This window comes from Zhaonella formicivorans (assembly GCF_004353525.1).
Taxonomy (GTDB): Bacteria; Bacillota; DUOV01; order DUOV01; family Zhaonellaceae; genus Zhaonella; species Zhaonella formicivorans.
In genome coordinates, this window is the sequence record NZ_CP085524.1 from 2200738 (window position 1) to 2224128 (window position 23391).

Annotated in this window: 20 protein-coding genes and 1 riboswitch; of the genes, 2 read left to right on the top strand and 18 right to left on the bottom strand. The window is 47.9% G+C overall.

Annotated elements, in window-relative coordinates; all coding sequences use genetic code 11:
* Positions 1-84: 84 nt before the first annotated feature.
* From EYS13_RS10740 to EYS13_RS10760, 5 genes are all read right to left on the bottom strand, one after another.
* Positions 85-1161: an MraY family glycosyltransferase gene (locus tag EYS13_RS10740; RefSeq protein WP_227762385.1), complete on the bottom strand. Its 1077-nt coding sequence runs from the start codon at positions 1159-1161 to the stop codon at positions 85-87.
* A gap of 288 nt (positions 1162-1449) precedes the next feature.
* Positions 1450-1875 carry a 3-hydroxyacyl-ACP dehydratase FabZ gene (gene fabZ, locus EYS13_RS10745; protein ID WP_227762387.1) on the bottom strand — a complete coding sequence of 142 codons (426 nt, stop codon included), beginning with the start codon at positions 1873-1875 and terminating at the stop codon, positions 1450-1452.
* Positions 1876-1941: 66 nt separating this feature from the next.
* A complete protein-coding gene (murJ, locus tag EYS13_RS10750) occupies positions 1942-3495 on the bottom strand; it encodes a murein biosynthesis integral membrane protein MurJ (RefSeq protein ID WP_227762389.1) in 1554 nt (517 codons plus the stop codon).
* Between the two features lie 147 nt (positions 3496-3642).
* Positions 3643-4902, bottom strand: a complete 1260-nt coding sequence (locus tag EYS13_RS10755; protein ID WP_227762391.1) for a stalk domain-containing protein — start codon at positions 4900-4902, stop codon at positions 3643-3645.
* A 161-nt stretch (positions 4903-5063) separates the two neighbouring features.
* Positions 5064-6566 carry a phosphodiester glycosidase family protein gene (locus EYS13_RS10760; protein WP_227762393.1) on the bottom strand — a complete coding sequence of 501 codons (1503 nt, stop codon included), beginning with the start codon at positions 6564-6566 and terminating at the stop codon, positions 5064-5066.
* A 286-nt stretch (positions 6567-6852) separates the two neighbouring features.
* On the opposite strand from EYS13_RS10760, the gene EYS13_RS10765 reads away from it, so the two are divergent.
* On the top strand, positions 6853-8019 hold the full coding sequence (locus tag EYS13_RS10765) for an MFS transporter (protein ID WP_227762395.1): 1167 nt from the start codon (positions 6853-6855) through the stop codon (positions 8017-8019).
* A gap of 17 nt (positions 8020-8036) precedes the next feature.
* Complete coding sequence (locus EYS13_RS10770) at positions 8037-8327, top strand: hypothetical protein (RefSeq protein ID WP_227762397.1); 291 nt, start codon at positions 8037-8039, stop codon at positions 8325-8327.
* 40 nt (positions 8328-8367) lie between these two features.
* On the opposite strand, the gene EYS13_RS10775 is transcribed toward EYS13_RS10770, so the two are convergent.
* From EYS13_RS10775 to EYS13_RS10835, 13 genes are all read right to left on the bottom strand, one after another.
* Positions 8368-10071 (bottom strand): chloride channel protein, encoded by a 1704-nt coding sequence (locus tag EYS13_RS10775; protein ID WP_227762399.1) that lies wholly within the window; start codon positions 10069-10071, stop codon positions 8368-8370.
* A gap of 83 nt (positions 10072-10154) precedes the next feature.
* Positions 10155-10805, bottom strand: coding sequence for a class II aldolase/adducin family protein (locus tag EYS13_RS10780; protein WP_227762401.1), 651 nt, complete (start codon positions 10803-10805; stop codon positions 10155-10157).
* 82 nt (positions 10806-10887) lie between these two features.
* Complete coding sequence (locus EYS13_RS10785; RefSeq protein ID WP_227762402.1) at positions 10888-11700, bottom strand: QueT transporter family protein; 813 nt, start codon at positions 11698-11700, stop codon at positions 10888-10890.
* 11 nt (positions 11701-11711) lie between these two features.
* Positions 11712-12479 carry an S-methyl-5'-thioinosine phosphorylase gene (locus tag EYS13_RS10790; RefSeq protein WP_227762405.1) on the bottom strand — a complete coding sequence of 256 codons (768 nt, stop codon included), beginning with the start codon at positions 12477-12479 and terminating at the stop codon, positions 11712-11714.
* Between the two features lie 104 nt (positions 12480-12583).
* Positions 12584-13342 (bottom strand): energy-coupling factor transporter transmembrane component T family protein, encoded by a 759-nt coding sequence (locus EYS13_RS10795; RefSeq protein ID WP_227762407.1) that lies wholly within the window; start codon positions 13340-13342, stop codon positions 12584-12586.
* Positions 13343-13361: 19 nt separating this feature from the next.
* Positions 13362-15083: an ABC transporter ATP-binding protein gene (locus tag EYS13_RS10800; RefSeq protein WP_227762408.1), complete on the bottom strand. Its 1722-nt coding sequence runs from the start codon at positions 15081-15083 to the stop codon at positions 13362-13364.
* Between the two features lie 19 nt (positions 15084-15102).
* Positions 15103-16140, bottom strand: a complete 1038-nt coding sequence (mtnA, locus tag EYS13_RS10805; protein ID WP_277998192.1) for an S-methyl-5-thioribose-1-phosphate isomerase — start codon at positions 16138-16140, stop codon at positions 15103-15105.
* A 5-nt stretch (positions 16141-16145) separates the two neighbouring features.
* Positions 16146-16886, bottom strand: coding sequence for a GntR family transcriptional regulator (locus EYS13_RS10810; protein WP_227762411.1), 741 nt, complete (start codon positions 16884-16886; stop codon positions 16146-16148).
* 456 nt (positions 16887-17342) lie between these two features.
* On the bottom strand, positions 17343-18083 hold the full coding sequence (locus tag EYS13_RS10815) for an amino acid ABC transporter ATP-binding protein (protein WP_227762412.1): 741 nt from the start codon (positions 18081-18083) through the stop codon (positions 17343-17345).
* Positions 18084-18101: 18 nt separating this feature from the next.
* Positions 18102-18881 carry an amino acid ABC transporter permease gene (locus EYS13_RS10820; protein WP_227762414.1) on the bottom strand — a complete coding sequence of 260 codons (780 nt, stop codon included), beginning with the start codon at positions 18879-18881 and terminating at the stop codon, positions 18102-18104.
* Positions 18882-18943: 62 nt separating this feature from the next.
* Positions 18944-19780, bottom strand: a complete 837-nt coding sequence (locus tag EYS13_RS10825) for a transporter substrate-binding domain-containing protein (RefSeq protein WP_227762415.1) — start codon at positions 19778-19780, stop codon at positions 18944-18946.
* A 103-nt stretch (positions 19781-19883) separates the two neighbouring features.
* Positions 19884-20064: riboswitch (Lysine riboswitch) on the bottom strand.
* Between the two features lie 126 nt (positions 20065-20190).
* Positions 20191-21288 (bottom strand): polysaccharide pyruvyl transferase CsaB, encoded by a 1098-nt coding sequence (gene csaB / locus EYS13_RS10830; protein ID WP_227762416.1) that lies wholly within the window; start codon positions 21286-21288, stop codon positions 20191-20193.
* A complete protein-coding gene (locus EYS13_RS10835) occupies positions 21281-23218 on the bottom strand; it encodes a DUF5693 family protein (RefSeq protein WP_227762417.1) in 1938 nt (645 codons plus the stop codon). Before EYS13_RS10835 ends, csaB begins: the two co-directional genes overlap by 8 nt.
* Positions 23219-23391 lie beyond the last annotated feature (173 nt).

The following is a 23391-nucleotide window of genomic DNA, read 5'->3' on the forward strand; positions in this document are numbered from 1 at the left end:
ATCTTTAAAACTAGTGACTAGTGACTGCTCCAGAGAAATACATGCACCCAACGACTGATAGCTGACAGCTGATGGCTGATCAGGCTATCCCCGCAGTTTGACCTTGTCCGGATTCATCCTGGTAGGTACACGGTGGGAAGCGTGGCCTGATAATACACCCAGCTTGTTGGCGCCAATCAATACAAGCGTGGCAATCCCGATTAAAACCATATAGCTTTGCGCAGTCGAAAGCCTGTTTAAGAGTACGGCGCTGGCCCCTAGAAAAACATTTATCCCGTAAATTGCCAGCACAGTCTGCTTATGGCTCAGACCCAGCTCCAGCAAACAGTGGTGCAAATGCTTCTTATCCGGCTGAAAGATAGGCTGACCGTTGGAAAAACGACGTATGATTGCGAACATGGTATCCATAATGGGAATACCTAAAATTACAATAGGTATAAAGAGCGAAATAACCGTAGCTCCTTTGGTCAAACCCTCGATCGCCAACGCACCCAGATTAAAGCCGAGAAACAAAGAACCGCTGTCCCCCATGAAAATTTGAGCCGGATTGAAATTATATTTTAAGAAACCCAGAACAGCCGCTGCCAAAATCAGCGCCAGCACGGCTATTTCGGGCAGCCCTTCTGACCAGGCAACTACTGCCATCGTTACCGCAGCAATAGCAGAAGTACCGGCAGCCAGCCCGTCTAAACCGTCAATCAGGTTGATGGCGTTGGTTATACCGATAATCCAAAACAGAGTAACGGGTGTGGACAGTTTCAGGTCTACCAGGTCAATTATCCCGCCATTAAAAGGATTGGTAATGAACTCCACCCGATAGCCGAACTGCACTGCCACCAATGCAGCTACAATCTGCCCCAAGAGCTTCACCTTAGGCGACAAACCGTAAGTATCATCCAGCAGGCCCACAAGCATTATGATGAGTCCCCCGAGCAAAAGCCCTAAAACCTGGGTTGTTAAAGGCTGGGTAAAGAGGACAGTCAAGGTAAAGGCCAGGTAAATTGCCAAGCCCCCTAAACGGGGCATAACCTGCTTATGAACCTTACGAGCATTCGGGGCATCGGTAGCCCCGATCTTAATTGCCAATTTCTTGACGAAAGGGGTCGCCCCCATAGCTATTGCACACGACATAATCAACACAGGCAACAAAGATAATTCCACAAAACTCCCCCCAAGGGCTAACGCCGGTTCCACTAAGCCGTCAGCTTTCAGCTATCAGCCATCAGCCGTCAGCTAAAAGCTAAAATACTTTACATCTTCCGGTTTTAACTAGCATAGGCGTCAGCCAATCTATCAAATATTTTAAGAGATAGCTACATATCACTGTTAGCTATTATAGTACCAGGGGTTCTAAATTTCAACATTTAAATGCCAATTAAATATCGACAAGCATTATTCATTGTCAAAAGCGGCTTGCAGGCTTAAAGCGAAAAGGCGCTTTACTTTTGGCTATTTCTCAATGGCAAACATCAGCTCAGCCTCACAAGCCAGCTCTTCGCCTACAAAAGCCCTCCCCTGGGCTTTACCGATTCTGCCCCGCAGCTTCAGCACTTCCATTTCCAAACGAAGGACATCCCCCGGAACTACCTGCCGCCGGAAACGGGCATTATCAACTCCTGCCAAGAAAGCAATTTTCCCCTGGTATTCCGGTTTGCTCAAAATCAGTACCGCCCCTACCTGAGCCAGGGCCTCGATGATCAGCACACCCGGCATTACCGGATAACCGGGAAAATGGCCGGCAAAAAACGGCTCATTAACGGTAACATTCTTCAAGCCAATAACGCGCTTATCTTCTTCAAACTCTACTATTCTGTCTACCAATAAGAAAGGATAACGATGAGGTAAAACCTTCTGAATAGCGTTGATATCCAACATGCAAAAACCTCCAGCTTTAAAAAAAATTCGACAATATCCTGCTTATCTCCTGCCATGCTTCCCAGGTTATTTTAAGGAAGCTGCAGCGGATTTTCTGCGCAGACGACCCAGGAACCATCCAGCCTCTTCTACTTTAAGGAGTATAACCAAAACCGCATACAAAACTGTCCCCAGGCCGCCGGCTAAACACACCTCCAGCAAGAGACCAATTTTCCCCGTTCCAAAAAAACTGCCGAATCCTGCCAGGAGCACCATCATACTTGCAGCCATAATGAGCGCAGCAAGCAAACATTTCACAGTTGTCAGGAGGCTGGGAACTAACTGCAGTTCTTTAATCCGATGCTGCAAAGCCCAGTAAAGCTGGATCATATTCACCCCGGCAGCCAGGGAATTAGCCAGGGCCAGTCCTCCATGTCCCAGGAGGGGCAAAAGGACTATACTAAAGGCGATGTTTACCAGCACCGAAACTGCCCCGTAAAGAAGCGGAGTTTTAAGATCTTCCAGCGCATAAAAGGCCCTGGTTAAAACAGTATTCACAGCTAAAAACCATAGTCCCACGCTAAAGTATAAAAGCGCCACCGCGGTCTGGGCAGTAGCCTCCGCATCAAAAGCGCCCCGCTCAAACAAGAGGCGGACTACCGGTTCTTTTAAAACTATGAGACTCAGGGCAGCAGGAAGAATTGTAACGGTTACCGCACCCAACCCCCGAGAAATAGTCCGGGCCAATCCTTCATTGTCTTTTTTAGCAACACCTTCAGCCATGGCCGGAAATACGGCAGTTGACACAGCGGCTACAAAAACCCCCAAGGGAAGATTCATCAGCCGGTTGGCAAAGTCCAGAGCAGTGATGCTGCCGGGAGTCAGGCTGGAAGCAAAAAATCTGTTTAAAGCGAGAAGTATCTGATTTACGGCAATGCTTAAAGACATGGGCAATACTCTCATGGCTAACTTCCGCACTGCCGGATGCCTCAAGTCAAGAATAAAATGAAATCTGAACCTGATTTTTTTCAAATTAGGGAGTTGAATAAACAAAAAACCGATAAAGCCGGCCAGTGTACCCACAGCCAACCCTTGGATCCGGTATTTCGCCCCAAAGAGCACAACTGCTAAAATCACGATTATATTAGCAAAAGCAGGGGCAAAAGCAGGCATGGTAAACTGTTTGCCGGCATTTAGCACGCCGGTTATGAGCATGCCCAAACCCATAAATATAATTGAAGGAAACATAATTCGGCTTAAATAGGCTGTCAGCTGCACTGTTTCCCCATCAAATCCTGGCGCTAAAATTTTCACCAGCTGGGGGGCAAAAATTATGCCTAAAAGAGTTATAACTCCGAGGGCCAGGGTGGTTCCGTTAATCATGGAGGAAACAACCCGCCAGCCCTCATCCTCTTCCTCCCGCAAGAGATAACCGGTAACTGCCGGTACCATAACAGTAGCAAAGGCCATGCCCAGGATAGCCTGTAAGGAGTAGGGCAAAGTATAAGCTACCAAATATGCGTCGGTAGCGCCTGTGGCCCCGAATTCCCTGGCAATGACCGCATCCCGGACAAAGCCCAGCAAACGGCTGATTAAATTCATCATTAAAACAATGAAAGCTGCACGAGCTACCTTGCTCACCGGCCATCCCCTCTTTGAGTCAGGGGACGGTTCTCTGACTCACTTCAATAATGAGTCAGAGAACCGTCCCCTGACTCACTGACTCATTTTCTGGCATATTTTATACTTTAGACATTATACTTCTACTAATTAAGGATGGCAATGGCATTATTTTGGAGTCGTTTGGCCGGTAATTAAATTAATCGTTTTAGTGCTGTCATCCCACTTCAATTCCACTCCGAAAGTTTTGGCGGCAAAGCGCAGCGGTACCAATAAAGTACCCGACCTCATTACCGGAGGGGTTTCCATGCTCACCGGAACGCCGTTAACCAATGCTTCCGCTTTATCCACCGTCAGCACAACCTGCAGATTATCTTTATTGGCGGTGAGCGTCTTAGTCGCATTATCCCAGCTCATCCATGCCCCAAAAGCTGTAAAGATATCCCTGGCGGGAATTAGCGTACTACCGCCCACGGTCATTGGCAGTATCTCCGTATAAAGCCACTTGCCGTTCAAATAGGTCTTGATGGATTTGTCATCCAGCCTGAGCAGCGTTGGCTTGCCGTTGGTGTAGCTGGCACTGAGGTAAAAGGAGCCGTCGGCAGCGCCGGCCACCCCCCACTGGTTCATAATGGGCAAATCACGGAGCACATCCTGCCAGCTAATAATCTTCACCACTTGGTTGGCAGCATCCAGTTCCAGCAGGCGGGCGCTGGCAAAATCCACAATAGTTGTGCTGCCATCTTCATGACGTACCACATCTATGGGCCCGGAAAGTTTGCCCAAAGCGGTGCCGCCTTTGCCGTCACCGTACTGCCAGACAATAGCCCCTTTGCTGTTTACTTCGATTACTTTCCCACCGCCGTAACCTTTGTCGACAATTAAGGTGTTCCCGTTGCCAAGCCTTCTGGCCCTAACCGGGTTGACCAAGCCTTGACTATAGGACCAGACTTCTTTTTTGGCCGTGGTAACCTCCAGCACCTTCTGCGGGGTCACAATCAGAGTATTCCCGTTAGGAAGCCGGTCGGCAAAACGAGGGGCATGGGCCCTGCTTTTAAAATCGTAACTCCAGACAATATTGTTTTTGCCATCAACCTCAATTACCCTTGGTATGAAGGGATATCCCGGAGCGCCGCTGTCAGCAATGAGGGTATTGCCGTTCGAGAGCCGCACAGCGCTGTTGGCCTGTATAGGCCCAAACTCCCAGACAACCTCCTTAGCGCTGTTTACCTCCAACACCGCCGGGTTTAAATAACCATTGCGGGCAAAAAGCACGTTACCATTTTCTAAAACACTGACAAAGCCGGGATGGGCTGTGGTGACGCTGTCCCGCCACTCCCACTGCACCCTGGAGGACCCGGCCATGGCAGACGTAGCGTAAGTTAGCAAGGTTAAGACAGTTAGCAACAATACTAAGATTTTTTTCATAGTAACCCCCGTCTTAGTTGTTAGTTGTTGGTTGTCGGTTGTTAGTCTTAGTTGTATGTATTCCTCTGGAGCAACCCCGGATTTAAAGCTTATTTAGGGTTAATTCCAATAGCTGATCGCTGATAGCTGACAGCTGATGGCTGAAGGCTGCTAGCTGACGGCTACTTAGTATGGATCTCTACCGTCGCGTCCTTGGTCCAAACTACCTCTACCCCCAGGGCAGTGCCGGCAAAGCGGAGCGGCACCAAAGTCCTGCCGTTTATCTCCCTGGCGGGCACATCCAATGCAACAGTTTCACCGTTTACCAGGGCTTGCTTTGCCCCGCCGGTGAACTGCACTGTCCTGCCCTCTTTCACAGCCGTAACCATCCTGGTGGCCGCATCGTACTGCACCTGGGCCCCGAGGGCCTCAAAAATCCTCCGGAAAGGAACCAGGGTCCTGCCGTTTATGAGCTGCGGCGGAACATCAAAAAACAGCCTATCCCCGTCTAAGTAAACCGGAATACCAGTTAACACGACCAAACCGTTATTTAGCGGCCTTTCTGAACCGCCTGAAGGCTGGTTGACGATTTTCCCTTGCACCCACATCTCGGTGGAGCCGCCGCCATCCAGGCCCATTGCTTGATAAGCGCCTAAATCGGTCATTATGTAAGCTAATTCTTCCAAAGTAACCCCAACACTTTTCTCGCTCCTGCCGTCCACCACGGCCAACAACATTTTGCCGTCTTTGGTGACCCCCACCGCTGTCCGGGGGTTACGCTCAAGCACTGTACCGGTAAACCCTTCAGCCACAGCCTGAAAAACCGGTTCCCCATTCTCCACCAAGAGGGGCCCCGAGGTCAAAAGATGTTTAACCCCGGACCAATAGCTGTCTGTGGCTGCTTTCAGTTCAACCACACCGCCTGTCCAAAAAGCTCCGGCCAACTCAGAAGGCAGGCGCAGGGCATATCCGTTTGGCGGGATGGAAATAGTGCCGGCAGCCCTCTCCTGTACTACCAGCCTGCCGTCCGAACCGCGCACCAGGCTTACCAAATCCTCACCCTGACCGGTTCCTGCCGTAGCGCCCCAATGGGGGGTATATAGAACTACATCCTGGGCGGAAGCCAGGCGGTTCACATTGGTAATGCTGATCTCTTGCTCTACCCCGCTGATTCTAAGCATCATCCCCGGCCTAAAATATCCAAACTTCACACTGCCGTTTTTAAAAATCCCCATGCTGGTACGCAGCATTTCCGACAGCGCCAGGTATTTACCGTCGATCACCAGGTTGCCGACCGGAAGGTAGGGGCTGGTTGTGCTGAAAAAAGACCCGTTGACGGCAGCCACAGCGCCGGTCCTGGCAGCGATTGAACTTAAATTTTCCTTGCCGGTAATGCCGTCAGCGGCAAGGACCGGCCGAACTTCCACATCCTTCTTGCTGAGATTAGCCTCTACCACGTTTACAAAGAGCGGTTCCCGGCCTGCCGTGCTGCCGCTGACCCGCAGGTATTTCACTCCCGGAGCCAAAACCCGCTCCTCTTCCACTTTTAACGTTGGCTTAACCGCTTCTTGCCCGCTGCCGGGGGAACCGGAATAATTGCCTGCCCAGGCGTTAAAGCTAAGGGTTAGTGTAAAAACTACAGTTGTAATGCTGCTCACCCAAAAAATGCGGCGACGTTTTGCCATAACTCTACCTCCAAGTCGTATGATGCGTTTTGAGTTTGTGGTTTTAATTTTTAGCACAAAAAATATCAGATATACATCATTATTTATACATTATTATTGACGAAGATCAGTCGGCAATAGTTCCGGAAATTAAAGATTTTGGACGATATACCTTAAAATGTTAAATTTTTAATTAAAAACTTGATTTACCGAAAGCCTCTATTTGCGCTTATAGGGGCTTTAAATTTTGCACTATATTTTATCTACCTAAAGCATTATAATGGACATAGCAGAAAGGGTTGAGCGTATGCGAGAAAACAGGATTGTCATAATTTTAGGTTTAACAGCGCTGGTTACAGGGGCCAACAACTTTGTTGTCTCCCTGCTTTTGCCTAAAATTGCCGAGGAATTCAAGATGTCCATTGCCGCAGCCAGTATTGTTATTCCTTATTACATGATCCCCTACGGTTTGATGCAGGCCGTTTACGGCGTTATCTCTGACCGGGTAGGGAAACTGAAAGTAATGAAGATTTTAGCCATCGGTTTTTTTGCCGGAAATGTGGGCTGCCTGTTGACAGCCTCCTTTAACCAGCTTTTAGTTTATCGATTTATAGCCGGCTTTTTTGCCGCCGGAACTATTTCCCTGCCCCTGGCATATATTGGCGATAACTTTCTGGAGCAGGAGCGGCCCAAATACGTGGCCCGCTTTTTGTCGCTTATTTTCACCGGACAAGCGTTGAGCTCACTGATAGGCGGGGTATTCATGGATTATCTCAACTGGAGGATACTGTTCGGGGTGCTGGCAGCCATCTCCCTGACCGGCATGATCTTTTTGTTTACGCTGCCCAACGACCCAGCACGCGGAAACGGCAATCTATTCGAGCAGATCAAGCCAGCTTTGATTTCCCGACTGGGGCTGGCCCTCTACGCCATCTCCTTTTTTACCGGTTTTTTCATCCTGGGTTTTTACGGCTTCTTGGGCTCATATATGTCTAAAGTATTGGGACTGAACAGCACCTACTCGGGCCTGATCATGATGGTCTACGGAATGGCGTGTATCCTGGGCAGCGTACTGTTAGGGGCGCTTTCCAAAAAATTCAGCCTGTACAATTTCATGTTCTGGGGTTGCTCCCTGTTTACCCTCTGCGTGATGGCAATTCTGGTCTTTGAAAGCGTGGCAGTAACAGCAGTGGCCATGTTTATCATCGGCATCGGCTATATCTTTTTACAGTCCAGCACAGCTACTCTGGCATTCGACATTGCCCCTGAGGCCAAGGGCCTCCCTTCTGCGATTGTGGGCATGACACTCTTCGGCGGTGGTGGATTGGGCAGCGCCGTCGGCGGCCCTATCCTGGACAGTTGGGGGTTTCACACCCTGTTTCTCTTTTTTGCTTTAGGAATACTTGGCCTGGCCGTCTACACCTATTACCTCTTTAAGGTCAACAGCTGCCGCCGCTTGGCGGTAGAAAACTAAATTGGGAGGAATTTGCAATGGCCTATTTTTTCGTCAAAACCCATGACAAGCCGGGTGCGGATCTGGATGGACTGGATATGAAATTTATTACCGGCGAGTTACAGATGCCCGAAGGTTGGCAATACTATGTCAGCAAATCCGAACCTGTGGGGTACAGCATCATCGAAGCCAAAAATCTTGAGGAAGTCCAGGCTCTACTTGCTCCCTACAAAGATTACTATGAAATTGTAGAACTTGCGGAAATCATCAGCTTTGAAAAGCTGCTGTCCTACAAGAAAAAAAGGCTGAAAAGCGCAGCCGACAATTAAATCAAGCAAAGCCAGGCGCAACTTAACTGCCTGGCTTTTTCTAGTGCTGCTCTTCCTGGATCAGCCTCTTATTATAGGCTTTGATTATGTCGGTCCGGGTAACAATCCCCAGGAGCTTACCCGGGTTCTCTTTTTCCACTACCGGGAGCCGTCCCACATCCTGCAGGGTGAACTTGGGCAGCGTTTTGTCCAATGTCTCCTCGGGGTGAGACAAAATCAATTTGCGCACCATCACATCTTTCACTTTCTTCTCCAGCCTGCCCGGCAGCTCGGTCCGCCGGATATCCTCCAGGGTAATAATACCAACCAGCTCGCCTCCTTTATTCACCACCGGATAGCCGGTATGCTCCGAATGCTGCATAATTTTAATCAGCTCGCCCAACGTCATCTCCTCCCGGACACTTTCCACTGGGGTAGCCATGATCTCCCCTACTTTAAGGGAGGACAGCACGTTGGCGTCTCTGCCGGCCAATAGGTTGATGCCTTTACGTCTAAGCTTCAAAGTATAAATAGTATCTTTGCTGTAGAAACCCGACAGCAAACTGGCAAACCCGCAGGCCAGCATCAGTGGCAAGATGATGCGGTAGTCCCGGGTCATTTCAAACAGCATCAGAATAGCGGTAATGGGCGCCTGGGTCATCCCGGCAAACACCGCTCCCATGCCTACCAGGGCGTAGGCACCTGGGCCGCCGGTGATGGCGGGATAGAGGTTGTGCACAACGGAACCGTACGCCCCTCCGGTCATAGCACCGATAAAAAGGCCCGGGAAAAATACTCCCCCCGAACCTCCGGAACCGATTGTCAGGGAAGTGGAAACTATCTTAGCCAGCGCCAAAAGGGCAAAAGCCAGGAATGCAGGTGTAATCTCCAAAGGATTGATACCCGCCAGGGTGGAATGCATTACTTCTTCCCCCCTGCCCAGGCTTTCGGGTAAAAGCAGGCCAAACAATCCGAAAAGCAGTCCTCCCAGGACCGGTTTAATCCATTCAGGAATGGCAATAGCATCGAAGATGTCCTCGGTCTTGTAGAGAACCTTGGTATAAATCTGGGCCACTACCATGGCAATTGCACCAAAGATAAGGTAGAAAAGAAATTCATAATTGCTGACCAGGTCATACTGGGCCACCAAAAAGGCAGGTGAACTGCCCAAAATGGAGCGGGATACGGCCGCTCCCGCTACGGAAGCCAATACTACCAGACTGAATACGCCTGCGGTAAATTCCCCTAAAATAACTTCCAAAGCAAAAATTGCTCCGGCGATGGGGGCATTAAAAGTGGCGGCAATACCGGCTGCAGCGCCACAAGCCACCAGAGTTTTTACCCGCCTTTCGGACATATTTAGCCACTGCCCAAAAGTTGAACCCAGGGCTGCACCAATCTGTACGATTGGCCCCTCCCTTCCTGCCGATCCGCCGGTCCCGATGGTGATGGCGGAAGCCACTGCTTTAACTACTACCACAATGGGGCGGATCTTACCCCCTTTGAGGGCAACAGCCTGCATAACTTCCGGCACGCCGTGGCCTTTGGCCTCCCTGGCCAGGAAGTAGACCATGGGTCCCACTATGGAACCACCCAGCATGGCATAGACTACTACACGGGCACTGCCCAAATCGGCTAATAAATCTATCCCGGCATTAACCAATTTAATCAAATAATAGAAAATCACAGCCATCAGGCCGCTTGCCACCCCAACCACGATGGCCAGGGCAATCAGCCAGGAGTGTCCGGAAATCTTCTGCGGCATAACATCATCTCCTTCAATATTAACTCCCGTAAACCATTATAGCATAGAAAGCCGGGAAAAGAAGGAACGGATTCTGTCTTAAATCACCTCTGTCCGTATTTATGCAAGTAAAAGTCTCTCATGGCTGCTGTATCTTCCTGCGACAGTTCCACCACTCCACCGACAGCCTGGGCTAAAATAGTTATTTTAGCTGATTTTTCCACCACCTGGCAAATTTTTAATGCTTCATCCAGGTTAGTGCCTGCCCCGACCATGCCGTGATTCGGCAAAAGGACCGCATTCCTTCCTTCTAAAGCTTTAACTGCGTTAGCACCAAGTTGAGCTGTACCCGGCAAAGCATACTCACATACCCGCACATCTCCCCCAACAATTTGTACCAAATCCTCCACAGCTCCGGGAATGGGCTTGCGGGCTGCAGCCATAGCGGTTGCATAAGCACTATGGGTATGGACAACAGCTTGAATATCTTTCCTGGCACAGTAAATGGCTAAATGCAAAGGCAATTCTATTGAAGGTTTACGTTCCCCCTCCTTAACCTCGCCGTTCAGCGCAACCAGTACAATATCTTCCGGTTGAAGCACGTCATAATTCATGCCGCTGGGAGTAATAGCTATCAAATCTTCCCCCGGCACCCTGGCGCTGATATTGCCCCAGGTCCCCACTACCAAACCTGAACCAAGCATTTTAAGACCCGTTTCCCTGATTTGTTCTCTGATTATACTTCTGTTATTCATTATTTTCCCCCTAGCGTAAATGCGGTAATCCGCATTAATTAAGGGTATCCGGCAGTGCCGGATACCCCCACGGAGATGATGGTTACTGCTGTAAAATGCCTCCGATAAAAGTTAAAACAACACCGGCGCCGGCCAAAAGTATTACACTGGCGCTGCCAACCTGTCCCTGCCCGCTGAAACCTGCGCCAAAGGCTGCCTGGCCGCTGAGGCCCAAAGCAGCAAACAATCCCAACGCCATACCTCCAACAATCCCAATTGCCATCAGGGTTGCCCCGATTTTACCCAGGGCGCTGTTTTTCTCCAATTCTTCTTCATCAACAATATCAGTCCAAAGCAAATCCCATTTTTTGATTCTGGGATACAAAATAGCCATCAGGGGCAATCCCAAAATTATCGAAGGAATGGAGTTGTTTAATGTAATTATAGTCCCCAGGGCTGCAAAGGGAACCAGCTTTAATACTTCAAGGCCCCAGGCAATTATCAGGGCACAAGCTGCTGAACCTAATATAGAAACCAAAATATAATTAATAATTTTTTTAGAATTATTTAAAGCAAGGGGTTCTTCATCATCGGCATTGACCAATCCCAACTTATTCCACAACTTATAAGGCACGTAAGCAAAAAAGAAATTACCGATAAAGCCAAAGAAACTGCCCAAGCCCAGTGAACCGAAAAAGTCGCCGATTAAATTGCCTATTGCCGAACCCCAGGCTCCTGCAGGGCCGAATAACAATCCTAAGGCAATAGGCAACGCGCTGGCAGGCCGAAATTCGGTAATTCCCGGAATCAAAGGAAACCCTTTAAATGGAATCAAAACTGCTGCATAAACAGCGGCACTTAAGGCAACCAGCACCACCATTTTGGTGTGTTTCCACATGCTGAATACTTCTCTCATTATTACCCCTCCTATAATTTCATTAATGCCTTACTGCATTGACAATTATTTTGGGCTAATTCTGCATGTAATAAAATTTTGACAAATAAGTTCGTTAAGTTTGTCTTGTTGCTCTCCACCGCAGCCATGATCTCTTCCAGTTCCACTTCCCGGCCCATGCCCGTACACCAGTTGGTAATAATTCCCACTGCCGCATAACACATGCCCAGTTCTTTGGCCAGCACAACTTCGGGCACATTGGTCATCCCTACTACATCACCTCCTAACCGGCTGTACATCTTAATTTCGGCGGCAGTCTCAAATCTCGGCCCCTCAGTACAGACATAGACCGCTTCCCCTGCTACCTTAAGACCCTCTTTTTGGGCTTCCTGCCAAAAAAGCTCCCTGAGGTTCTTACAATAAGGGTCTGCCATGGAAGCATGTATAACACCTTCTTTGCCGTCATAGAAGGTAACAGGTCGTTGTTTGGTAAAATCTATAAAGTCTTTCAGTAAAACTATTTCACCCGGATTAAACCTTTCATTGCACGAGCCAACGGCACCTGTGGCATAAATATATTTTACATCCAATTCCTTAAGGGCCCGCATGTTCGCCCGGAAATTAATCAAATGGGGCGGCGTGGAATGCTTCCTGCCGTGGCGGGCCAAAAACACGATTTCTTTGTCCCCGAAACGGCATAAATCAACTTCCACCGTACCAAAGGGGGTACTCACCCTTTCAACGCGGCTGTCAACCTGCATGCCGTAAACCCCTGTCCCTCCGATAATTGCCGCTCTCACTTTTTTCTCTCCTTTCAGGCCGGTTTTCCCAGTCATAATACTATTCTAATACCATAGGGTTTTTCACATTTCTGGCTGAAAAATTAAAATACAGGCCGATTATTTTACAGCACGAAGTTCAACTTTAAATATACGGCAACCGCCAGTGCCATCAACATGATGCCCAGGCAAATAAGGTCGCTTTTTTTGAAACCTACCTCCAGGTAACTGCTGCGCACATCGCTGTAGCCGAAACCTTTTGATTCCAAGGCCATGGCAAAGACGTTAGTGCCCCTGATCAGGGAAATAAAGACCGGAACCAGCAAAGGTACATATTTTTTGGCCCTTGCCACTATGCTCCCCGTGTCCAGGTCCAGGCCCCTGGATTTCTGGGCCTGAATAATGGTGTAGCTGTTGGCCACAATCATAGGCACAAGGCGTAAAGCTGTAGAAAAGGCGAAGGCGGCACGATAGGGCAGGCCGAGCTTTACCAGTCCGATGGCTATTTCCTCAATTTTTGTCGAACTTAAGAAAATCATCCCGGCGATAATCATTACGTCTATTTTTACTCCCATTGCCAAGCCGTAAAGCATCCCGTCCCAGGTAAAAGGCCCCCAAATCTTATTAACACCGCCGGCTGTCGGCGACCAGATGACCATTGAAAAAATTATAATAGTGACCAGGATATAAAAAATTCTTTTTAAGTTCACCAGCGTTTTCCCGGAAGCCCCGTATAATACTACAATTAAACCTACGGTTAAAAGGGCAGGCAAGGTATAACACAGCATGGCAATCACAAAGCTTCCCAGCATGATAAATATTTTTGTCCGGGGATCCAGGCGGTGCATATAAGTGTCTTTATCTAGGTACAGGAACATTTCCATAACTGTCGTCCTCCTTTTTTCAGCTTCTTGCAGTGCAGTACAGCAATTCTTCAACGGAGAGGACTGTTCTGCCGAGCATATTGCTCAAAGAAACAACATGAGGTGTTTTTAAATAGGAAGCTAACAAATCTTCTTCCCTGCCAAACACTTCCCTTGTCCTGCCGTACATGGACATATACCCGTCCTTAATAACCGCAACCTTATGGGCATACTCGGCCACTACCCACATAGTATGGGTAACAATGATAATGGTATGGCCGTTTTCGTTCAGTTTCTTGACCAGCTCCATCATCCGGCGCTGTTCTTTATAATCAAGCCCGGTGGTTGGTTCATCAAGGATGATTATATCCGGCTGAGCCGACAATACAGAGGCAACAGCTATTCTCTGCCGCTCTCCCTTGGTCAGTGAGAAAGGGTCTTCATTTTCATAGCCTTCCATATCCACTGCCTTTAAGGCTTCTTTTACCCGCTGCTCTATTTCCTCTTTAGAGCATCCTCTCATCTTGGGACTAAATGCTACCTCTTCGAACACGGTATCGGAAAAAATCTGGTGGTCGGGGTTTTGAAAGACATAGCCCACATCTTTGCCGATTTCAAAGATAGAGTGTTTTTTCGTATCCTTGCCTTTTACAACAACCTGTCCTCCTGTCGGCAAAAGGAGCCCGTTGAAATGCTTGACAAGGGTAGTCTTACCGCTCCCGTTATGACCCAGAACTGCCAAAAATTCCCCTTTTCTGATCTCAAGGTCGATACCGTGCAGGACCTTATTCCCGTTGCCGTACATATGCTCAAGGTCTTTTACGGCCAGTATTACCTCCCCGTAATTTTGCTCCCTGGCTTTATCCTGTTCCAACAGTGACGCATACCTGTCTTCAGCAATTGCCAGCCCCATCTGACTCCATTTTTTCAAACCTTCGTCCGGGGTCAGGGGAAGCTCATTTTGGGGCACGCCCAGAGAGTGGAAATACTTGGGCACTTGCAGCGGCATAATGCCTATGGAGTCAAAATAATCCACTTCCCGGAGGATTTCTTCCGGGCTGCCGTCTTTGGCAATTTGCCCTTTGTCCATGACCAGAATCCGGTCGGCTTCCAAAGCTTCTTCAGTTTCATGTTCAATGATCAACAGCGTAAAATCCTTATCCTGGTGCAAAGCCTTCGCAATCTGGAATATGCCGAGCTTGCCAAGGGGATCCAAATCAGTCGTCGGTTCATCCATGCAGACTATCTTTGGCTGAATAGCCAGCACCGAGCCAATTGCCAGCCTTTGCTTCTGCCCGCCGGAAAGGGTGGCAGGCTGCCTGTTTTCCAGGCCCTCCAAATTAACTACTTTTATAATCCTGGCAATGATCTCTTCCATCTCTTCCCTGGGCACATTGAAGTTCTCCGGTCCGAAAACAATCTCCAGCTTAGTATTTGTGGAAAAAAGCTGGGATTCAAAGTCCTGGAAAACCAGCCCTATTTCCTTGGACATAGCGCCAACTTTTTCTTTAGCCGGGTTTTTGCCCATCACCTCAACCTGTCCTTCATATTTGCCTTTGATAAAATTAGGAATAAGCCCGTTTAAGCAGTTGGCCAGAGTAGATTTGCCGGCACCGCTCGGCCCCATGATCACTACAAACTGCCCTTTATTAACCGTCAGGTTAATACCGTCCAGAGCTTTTTTTTCCTTCTGCGCCTTATACCTGAAAGAAAGGTCTTTAACTCTAATAACCTGTCCAGCATTATCCTTGTTATGAACCATTTGCCCGCCTCCCCGGTGATTATTCCTTCAGTTTTAAAATATTTTCCCTGAAAGGTGCCCTGATGATCCCTTTCTCCGTAATAATGCCGGTAATATTCTCATGGGGGGTGACATCAAAAGCAGGGTTGTAGACCTCAATTTCCAGGGGAGCCACCTGTTCGCCCCCCACATGAGTAACCTCCTTCTTATCTCTCTCCTCAATTACTATTTGTGCACCGCTCTCAATGGCAAAATCAATGGTTGAAACCGGGGCCACTACGTAAAAAGGAACTGCAAATCTCCTGGCAATTTCCGACAGCATATAAGTACCGATTTTGTTTGCTGTATCCCCGTTTAAAGCAATCCGGTCCGCACCAACCAGGACAAGGTCTATCTTCCCGTCCCTGATTAAGGTTGGCGCCACACTGTCAGGTATAAGTGTAGAAGGGATCCCTTCCCGGACCAGTTCCCATGCTGTGAGCCTTGCACCCTGCAACCTGGGTCTTGTTTCGTCCGCGTAGACTTTTATCCTTTTACCCGTGCGGTGGGCCTCCCGGATAACGCCCAGAGCAGTTCCATAGCCCACGGTAGCCAGTGCACCCGTATTGCAATGAGTTAAAATTGTTGCACCATGAGGAACAATTTCATTGCCCCATCTGGCCATGGCTTTATTGGCGGCAATATCTTCCATGGCAATCCGGTCAGCTTCCTGTGCCAGCAGCCGGTAAATCCCGTCCGGTTCAAGATCCCTGTTAGCATTGATCACGCCTTCCATTTTAGCAACGGCCCACATGAGGTTAACTGCAGTGGGCCTGGCTGCAGCAATGCATTTATTGGCGGCAGCCAGCTCAGTTAAAAACTCCTCTTTCGGAAGATGTTTGAACTCCTTTGCGGCCAGCACCACCCCGAAGGCACCTGCTGCCCCGATGGCAGGTGCTCCCCTGACAATCATATCGCGGATGGCAAATTCCACTTCGCGATACGTCTTACATTCCACCACTTCACATACCAGTGGCAGCTTGCGCTGGTCGATAAGCCTAAGAACTTCATCTTTAAATTCAATGCTTTTTATTTCCAATGTCATCATCCTTCTTTTCTTTTTCTGTTGACCATAAACTTAAACACATCGGTATTAAAGTAATCGAGAGAATAAATGATCGGGTTGCCTTGGGTATCGTAGTGAATCTGCTTTAACAACAAAAAACCGCTGTTTTCTTTAAGGCCTAACTTTTTGCAGATCTCCCCGGTAAAAAATACAGGCACAATTTCGGCAACAGCGGAGTCAATCCTGATGCCAAGCCTTTCTTCCAGGTAGTCGAACATGGAACCTGCAAAATCATCATCCGGAAGCTCATCCTGAAAATACCTGACCGGAAAGCTGTCCAAACAATATACGGCTACGTTGCCGTCGGCTGTCCTGATCCGTTCAAAAGTATATACTTCTTCTCCTTTTTGCAGTTTCAGCTTTTCAACCATATCCTTGTCAGGCATAACTTTTTTGATCTTGAACCCTTTGGTACCGGGTTTATATCCAAAGCTGCGTATGGTTTCAGTGACACTTTTAAGTTCTTCCAAGCCGTCTTTAATCTTCACAGGCACCTTGTTCAAAAAAGTTCCTTTGCCCTGAACTTTGCGCACAATCCCCTCCTGTTCCAAAAGGGCCAGTGCTTCTCTGACGGTGGAACGGCTTACTCCCAGCATCTCCTGAATTTGCAATTCGGTGGGAAGTTTATCATTATACTTGTAGCCTTTTTCCTCAATAAGTGTTAGAATATGTTCTCTTGCCATATGGCTTAAAGTAATATTGGCTGCTTTAAGTTTCATAATGCCTCCAAATTTGTCTGACGTCTGATATGTTGTCTTAATTATAGCATATAAAATGCAGGCGTTGTCTACAAAACTGATTAAAAAAAATAGATAAAAAAATATTTTGATTCTATTGATTTAAAAAGCAGATAATTTAATTCGTTAGCGAGTAAATGACTTCCTTATAACGGCCAATAACTGTTCCCAAAATGTGGTATAATAGATGTATACAAGGTAGGTGATAGCAAATGTTACCCGTCGAGTTGCACAAATTTTTTTGGGAATATGAAGCGCATAGAATAGATCCAGAAAAAGAATGGTTTTTGCTTATTTTGATGATGCGGAGAAAGAGATCATGCCTGGGATGTTCAAACCGGTTAACTGGGAAGAAATTAAAAAGCATTTTATAAAACGCCAGCAAGAAATAGGGAAACTGTATTTGGAGTAAAATGAGTCAGAGAACCGTCCCCTGACTCACATCTCGCTCAAAACACGTTTTAAAAATTCCCTGGTTCGTTCTTGTTTTGGATTATTAAAGATTTGCTCCGGGCTTCCTTCTTCAGCAATGACTCCCTTATCCATGAATACTACCCGGTCAGCCACATCTCTGGCAAAGCCCATCTCATGGGTTACTACTAACATGGTTAGACCGGATTCAGCAAGTTCCTTCATAACCTTCAGGACTTCCCCAACCATCTCAGGATCCAAGGCTGAAGTAGGCTCGTCAAACAACATAACATCCGGTTCCATGGAAAGTGCCCTGGCAATAGCCACCCGCTGTTTTTGACCTCCAGATAATTGTTTGGGTTTAGCGTTAATATATTTTTCCATGCCTACAACCTGCAAATATTTCATTGCCACTTTTTCCGCTTCTTCCCTAGTCCTTTTTAAAACCTTAACTTGCCCAACAACACAATTATTTAAAACGTTATGATTATTAAATAAGTTGAATTGTTGAAATACCATCCCCATTTTGGTGCGATAGGCATAGATGTCATGCTTCTCATCTAAAATATTTTTGCCATTATAAATGATCTGTCCGCCACTTGGTTTTTCTAGAAGATTGATGCAACGAAGGAGGGTTGATTTACCTGAACCAGAGGAACCGATAATACAGACTACTTCTCCTTTGTTTACGGAAAAATTAATGTCTTTTAAAACTTCATTAGTACCAAAGGATTTACTTAAATGTTGGATATCAAGTACTTTTTCCATATTTATCTCCTCCTTCGTCTAGTATTTGTTAGGCCAGTCCTTTGTCCTACGCAGCATATCTTCTGGCCTATCCACTTGCATCTGATTGCCGGTCAGATCATAATTTTCCGGACCGTCCAATTTTCTTTCAATAAAACGTAAAATTCTTGTCACTGTAAAGGTCATTATAAAATAAATAATGCTGGCCACAAAAAATGATTCGAAGTATCTGAAGTTGTTTCCGGCAATTGATTTTGTTTGGAAAAACAATTCTGTTACAGAAATAACGTTTAAAACCGAGGTATCTTTAATATTTATTACAAATTCATTACCTGTTGCCGGTAAAATATTACGAATTACCTGGGGCAAAACAACATTTTGCATAGTTTGGAAATGATTCATGCCGATCGCATGGGCAGCTTCAAACTGTCCCTTGTCAACAGAAATGATACCTCCGCGAACAATTTCCGCCATGTACGCCCCTGTATTGATGGATACTATAAAAATTGCCGCAACCATTCGATCCATATCTATTCCAAAGGCTAGAGCCGAACCATAGTAAATAACCATAGCTTGTACAATCATAGGTGTTCCCCTGAAGAACTCCACATAAGCAGAAAGAAGAGCATTAATTATCTTAAGAAGTACTTTTTTCATTCCTGCCTCAGGCATTGGGATAGTACGTACAACCCCTATTAGTAAACCAATGATAGAGCCCAAAATAGTACCTATAATAGAAATAAAAAGCGTTACCCCGGCTCCGCGAAGAAACATCGGCCAATAATTGGAAACAATTTTTACTAACCATTCATATGTCATATTTCTCCTCCTCTATAAATTGATAAAACCGGCTGTATCAAAACACAGTCGGTTTTACATTATTATTGAGCCGCCGGTTGATTAGCGATAGCAGCATCCATAATCCTTGTACGTTCTTCTTCCGAAATTCCTGCTAGTATTTCATTGATTTTTTCTGTTAAATCACTGCCTTTGGGAAGACCGACAGCAATTGCTGTATCTGCATCCGATGTTTTAAATCCATCTGTAAATTCTACCATCGCAAAGTTTTCATTGGCAGCCGTTGCACTAACACCTTCCGGACGTTCGGAAACATATCCGTCTATCATACCCGATTCAAGAGCAACTCTCATTGCAGGAAAATTATCCATCGCAGGCTGCTTAATTACACCCTCTATTTGATCAATTACGGTATAGTGGAAGGTATTTAATTGAGCAGTTATTTTTGCCCCCTTGAAATCCTGGATAGAAGTTGCCCCTTCATATTTTCCGCCTTTTTTAACTACCATAACTAAATCTGACTTATAGTAGGGATCTGAAAAATCAATTGTTTTCAAACGTTCTGCAGTTGGTGACATCCCTGCAATAATAGCATCGATTTTACCTGAGGTTAAGGCCGGGATAAGACCATCCCATTCAGTTTTAACTATAACTAATTCTTTGCCCAAACCTTCAGCAATTCTTTTTGCAATTTCTACATCGTATCCGCCCGCATATTCTGATGTACCTTCAATGGGAACTGCACCATTGGAATCATCCATTTGCGTCCAGTTAAATGGTGCATAACCAGCTTCCATGCCTACCCTAAATGTTCCGCCCTCTGATACTTGTTCCTTTGAACTACTATTTGCCCCACACCCTGTTAAGAGCACAATCAATGCCAAGGATAGGGCTACTAATACTGATAATTTTCTTCCCATAACTTTTTTCTCCTCCTTAATAAAATCTAAATATATAAAAAAAGACCTGAGATAGACTCAGGCCGCAATTACACTAGTTGCTCCCAATGCCTCATCTTTTCCCAAATGAGATAGCGCAACTCAATAAACCGGGAAGTTTATTGAGACAGTCCTACAGCTCTTAACTGCAGGCCCAGCATATAATACTGAGGATATTATATGCTTCGGCGACATTTCCTTCTCCTTAGCATCACCGCCCCTCAACTCCGCTAAAGACTGTTAAATATCGCGCCTCTACCCCACTTCTAAAAGTGAGGTCTTATTAAATTGTGTTACATTGTGAAGCTTACAACATCATAGCCTGTTTGTCAACCCAAATTAGCATAAAAATTGGTGAGTCAGGGGAGTGAGTCAGGGGACGGTTCTCTGACTCATTTTAGCAAATTCAGCGCTAGCTCTGCCGTCTGACGGGATTCCACCCTGAGTTCACCGACCCGTTCAGCGAGCTTGGCCACTGCTGCTTCCCGTTTGGCCAACACGCCAAACACTTCCCGGGAGAGGACCTCGAAGTCCAGCGTCTCCACCCGGCCTGCATTGGGCTGCTCCGTCAGCTTCAGGAAGCTGTCCACCTTGGGGTCGTAAGAAATCCCCACCGCCGGGACTCCCATGACTGCAGCCATGATCAGCGCATGGAGGCGCATCCCCACTACCAGCTGCAGTTCTCCCAGCACCCCCAGCATTTCGGTAACGCTGCACTGTTCCTTGATGAGCACCGGTTCCTCCTGCATCAAACGGGCAATTTCCCGACAGGCACAGACGTCATCAGGAAACTGGAAAGGCAAAAGCACCACCCGGTAACCTTGCCGTATGAGCTCATCCCCCAGCCGGGCCAGAACCCTTTGGTAGCCGGTCAGATTTTTCCACTGCCGCACGGAAATTCCCACCATAGGCAGTTTGTCTTCCGGCTTTATGCCGCAGCGTTCCAAAAGCTCCTGTCCCGGTTTTCTTTCTATCTCTCGGTGGTAGAGGCTGAACACTGCATCGGCGGTGACATAAACCGGAGGCCCGGTGACCCCCAGCTCGGTCAACAACTCCTTGGAGGCCTGGTCTCGCACAGTAATCACATCTACCTTGTTGGACACCAACGGCACCAGCTTTTTACCCACGCCGGAGGTAATGGGACCTATCCCCTGGGCGTAGTAAATTACCGGCTTGCCCATAAGCTTTGCCAGCCAGACAACACCCAGGTAATAAAGGATGCTTTTGGGACTGGTGGTATCCTGCAAGAGACTCCCCCCGCCGCTGATGAACAAGTCCGCCTGGCTTAATGCACGAAACACGTCCTTCAATTTCCAGCGGTTGACAGCCTCCACCCCGTACTGTTTGCTTGTCTTTGCCGGGTCGTTGGAGAGCACTGTGAACTTCAGCTCCGGTTTTAGAGAACGCAAAGTGCGCAGGATGCTGAAGAGCACCGCCTCATCCCCCGTATTGTTAAAGCCGTAATACCCGGACAACACTATCCTAGCCATGGAACAACCGCCTTCCCGCTCTTTCAGCCAACCGGTATGCAAAAATCAGGATTACGCCGATTATTATCCCCAGCCATAAGCCGTTAAAAGCCCTGAAAATGGATACGGCCAGGGGGGTGTGGATATGGGCAAAAGTATTCACCATGGAAATCTGCCCAATGGCGCCTAAAAGCAGCACAGGCAGCAGCCTATGCCTGTATCCCAAATAAAAAGTCAAGAGCAACAAGGGGTGGCCAATCAGGAACTCCTTGGTCCTCGGCCGGACCACCAGGATTTTATCCAGCCAGCTGCGGAGCGAGAGCTCCAGGCCGGAGACAGGCGCCGCATCGTTGCCGGTGCGGGCGATATAGATGGCAAAGGCTATGGCCAAAACTGCCGCCAAAGCTGCATAACCTACAGTAATATGGGTGCCCGAAAACTCAATCAGGCGCTTTCCGGCATTTTGCTTTTCCAAACGCCAGAACAGAAATACTACAACAATCAGCAGCGGCAGGACATGGGCGGCCTTAACCCCGCTGAACTGGTCAAGCTTCAGCATGAAGTTCACATCAGCCAGGAGCCCAACCGTGAAAAGAGCGCCGACCAGGGAGATAAGCGAGGTCCTGAGCAGGAGAACAATGCTCCTGCCTATGCTGGTCCCTCTTTCCTCCAGATTGAGGAGAATGGCCAGGGAGGGGAAAATCACCACCGCAGCCAAAGCCATCAGTTTCCTGGCCATGGTTACATGGCCGCCGGCAATTAAGGCCAGCCAGCCAAAGACAGCCAGTGCTCCCAAACCGTAGGCGGGGAGCTGCCAGCCTAAAAGGCGCAGGAGCAGCACCCCTCCGGCAATTACCCCTAACCCGATCACCAGGTTTAAAAAGCCGTAATACAGGGGCCCTTCCAGGGCTGCGGGCCGGCCAAAGGTAAAGCCCTGGGCTTCGATGCTGTTTCTCACCTTGCTGATATACTGTACATTGGAAGTAAGCCAGTCCTCAGATTCCGGCTTCAAGAAAAGCCTGACCAGGATCGCCCGGATATTGCGGTCGGTCACCGCTAGAGTAAACCTGTCCACAGCCATTTCGGGGCTCATGGTTGGCATCTGGTTTTCGGCGATGGAATGGAGCCGGACCACATTTTTGTCCAGCGCCTTGGCCAGCTGCACAAACCCTTTCTGGTCGTACAACTCAATCAGGCCCACCGGTACACCCAGCTTGGCGATTTCCTCCTGCAAGAGCAGGTACTTGCCGGGAAAACCGGGAATAGTCTTATCAATGAACAGGACCAGGTCCAGCCTTTTAAACCGGGCTAATGAACTGAAGTAAGCGCTGAAATCGTCATTATCCACTCGGGGCCAGGATTTAATCTGCACTTGGAGATTAAATCCCATCTCTTCCGCTGCGGCCATATCTTCCTCGGGGAAGCCCAGCCCTATGGTGCCCGTAGCCCCGATGTTTTCAAACTGCTTTGCCGGCAGCGGAGTTCCTACCAGGTAAGGTCCCCCGGGGTTCTCCAGAGCCTCCACTTTAGGCAGCTTAATCTGCAGCTGTTTCAATATCCGCCGGTGGAGCTTTTTATCCCTGGTCAGCAGATAGGTATATTCGGGCCTGAGCTGTGCTTTTGTCCCAGGGCTTAAGCTGCCGTCAGACAGGAGCTCATTGCCGCTCCTTGTCCAGACCTGCCAGCTTAAGTTGTCCAGCCCCTGCTCTTTAAAAAATACTGCGGTAGCCCCCGCCTCTTTCAATTGGGCCAGCACTTCCCGAAAACTAAGCCCGGACTGCTGGGCAAGCCGCATTACTTCCGAATACTCCACTGCCAGCTCTACCTGGCGGTTTTTAGCTTCCAGCCTGTGCCTTTGGAAACCCAAAAACAGAGCTGCAAGCATTGCCGCCAGGATAGTGCCTATTAGTATAACGCTTAGCACTGCATTGAATCTGTTTGTTTTAGCCAACTTTAGACCTCCCGAACCAGCTAACAGCTGTCAGCCTTCAGCTCACAGCCATTAGCCTCTTGCTATTGCTTAGATGGTGGTACACAGTTTTACTTTTTACCGTACACAACAAATTGTAACCAAGATGGCTATCAGCTAAAACTATAGGCTGTTGGCTGCCGGCTGATAGCTGG

Excerpts from the sequence above, each read along its gene's own strand:
- fabZ (WP_227762387.1), bottom strand. The coding sequence starts at position 1,875 with ATGTTGGATATCAACGCTATTCAGAAGGTTTTACCTCATCGTTATCCT.
- EYS13_RS10755 (WP_227762391.1), bottom strand. The coding sequence starts at position 4,902 with ATGAAAAAAATCTTAGTATTGTTGCTAACTGTCTTAACCTTGCTAACT.
- EYS13_RS10760 (WP_227762393.1), bottom strand. The coding sequence starts at position 6,566 with ATGGCAAAACGTCGCCGCATTTTTTGGGTGAGCAGCATTACAACTGTA.
- EYS13_RS10765 (WP_227762395.1), top strand. The coding sequence starts at position 6,853 with ATGCGAGAAAACAGGATTGTCATAATTTTAGGTTTAACAGCGCTGGTT.
- EYS13_RS10770 (WP_227762397.1), top strand. The coding sequence starts at position 8,037 with ATGGCCTATTTTTTCGTCAAAACCCATGACAAGCCGGGTGCGGATCTG.
- EYS13_RS10775 (WP_227762399.1), bottom strand. The coding sequence starts at position 10,071 with ATGCCGCAGAAGATTTCCGGACACTCCTGGCTGATTGCCCTGGCCATC.
- EYS13_RS10780 (WP_227762401.1), bottom strand. The coding sequence starts at position 10,805 with ATGAATAACAGAAGTATAATCAGAGAACAAATCAGGGAAACGGGTCTT.
- EYS13_RS10785 (WP_227762402.1), bottom strand. The coding sequence starts at position 11,700 with ATGAGAGAAGTATTCAGCATGTGGAAACACACCAAAATGGTGGTGCTG.
- EYS13_RS10795 (WP_227762407.1), bottom strand. The coding sequence starts at position 13,342 with ATGGAAATGTTCCTGTACCTAGATAAAGACACTTATATGCACCGCCTG.
- EYS13_RS10800 (WP_227762408.1), bottom strand. The coding sequence starts at position 15,083 with ATGGTTCATAACAAGGATAATGCTGGACAGGTTATTAGAGTTAAAGAC.
- EYS13_RS10810 (WP_227762411.1), bottom strand. The coding sequence starts at position 16,886 with ATGAAACTTAAAGCAGCCAATATTACTTTAAGCCATATGGCAAGAGAA.
- EYS13_RS10815 (WP_227762412.1), bottom strand. The coding sequence starts at position 18,083 with ATGGAAAAAGTACTTGATATCCAACATTTAAGTAAATCCTTTGGTACT.
- EYS13_RS10820 (WP_227762414.1), bottom strand. The coding sequence starts at position 18,881 with ATGACATATGAATGGTTAGTAAAAATTGTTTCCAATTATTGGCCGATG.
- EYS13_RS10825 (WP_227762415.1), bottom strand. The coding sequence starts at position 19,780 with ATGGGAAGAAAATTATCAGTATTAGTAGCCCTATCCTTGGCATTGATT.
- csaB (WP_227762416.1), bottom strand. The coding sequence starts at position 21,288 with ATGGCTAGGATAGTGTTGTCCGGGTATTACGGCTTTAACAATACGGGG.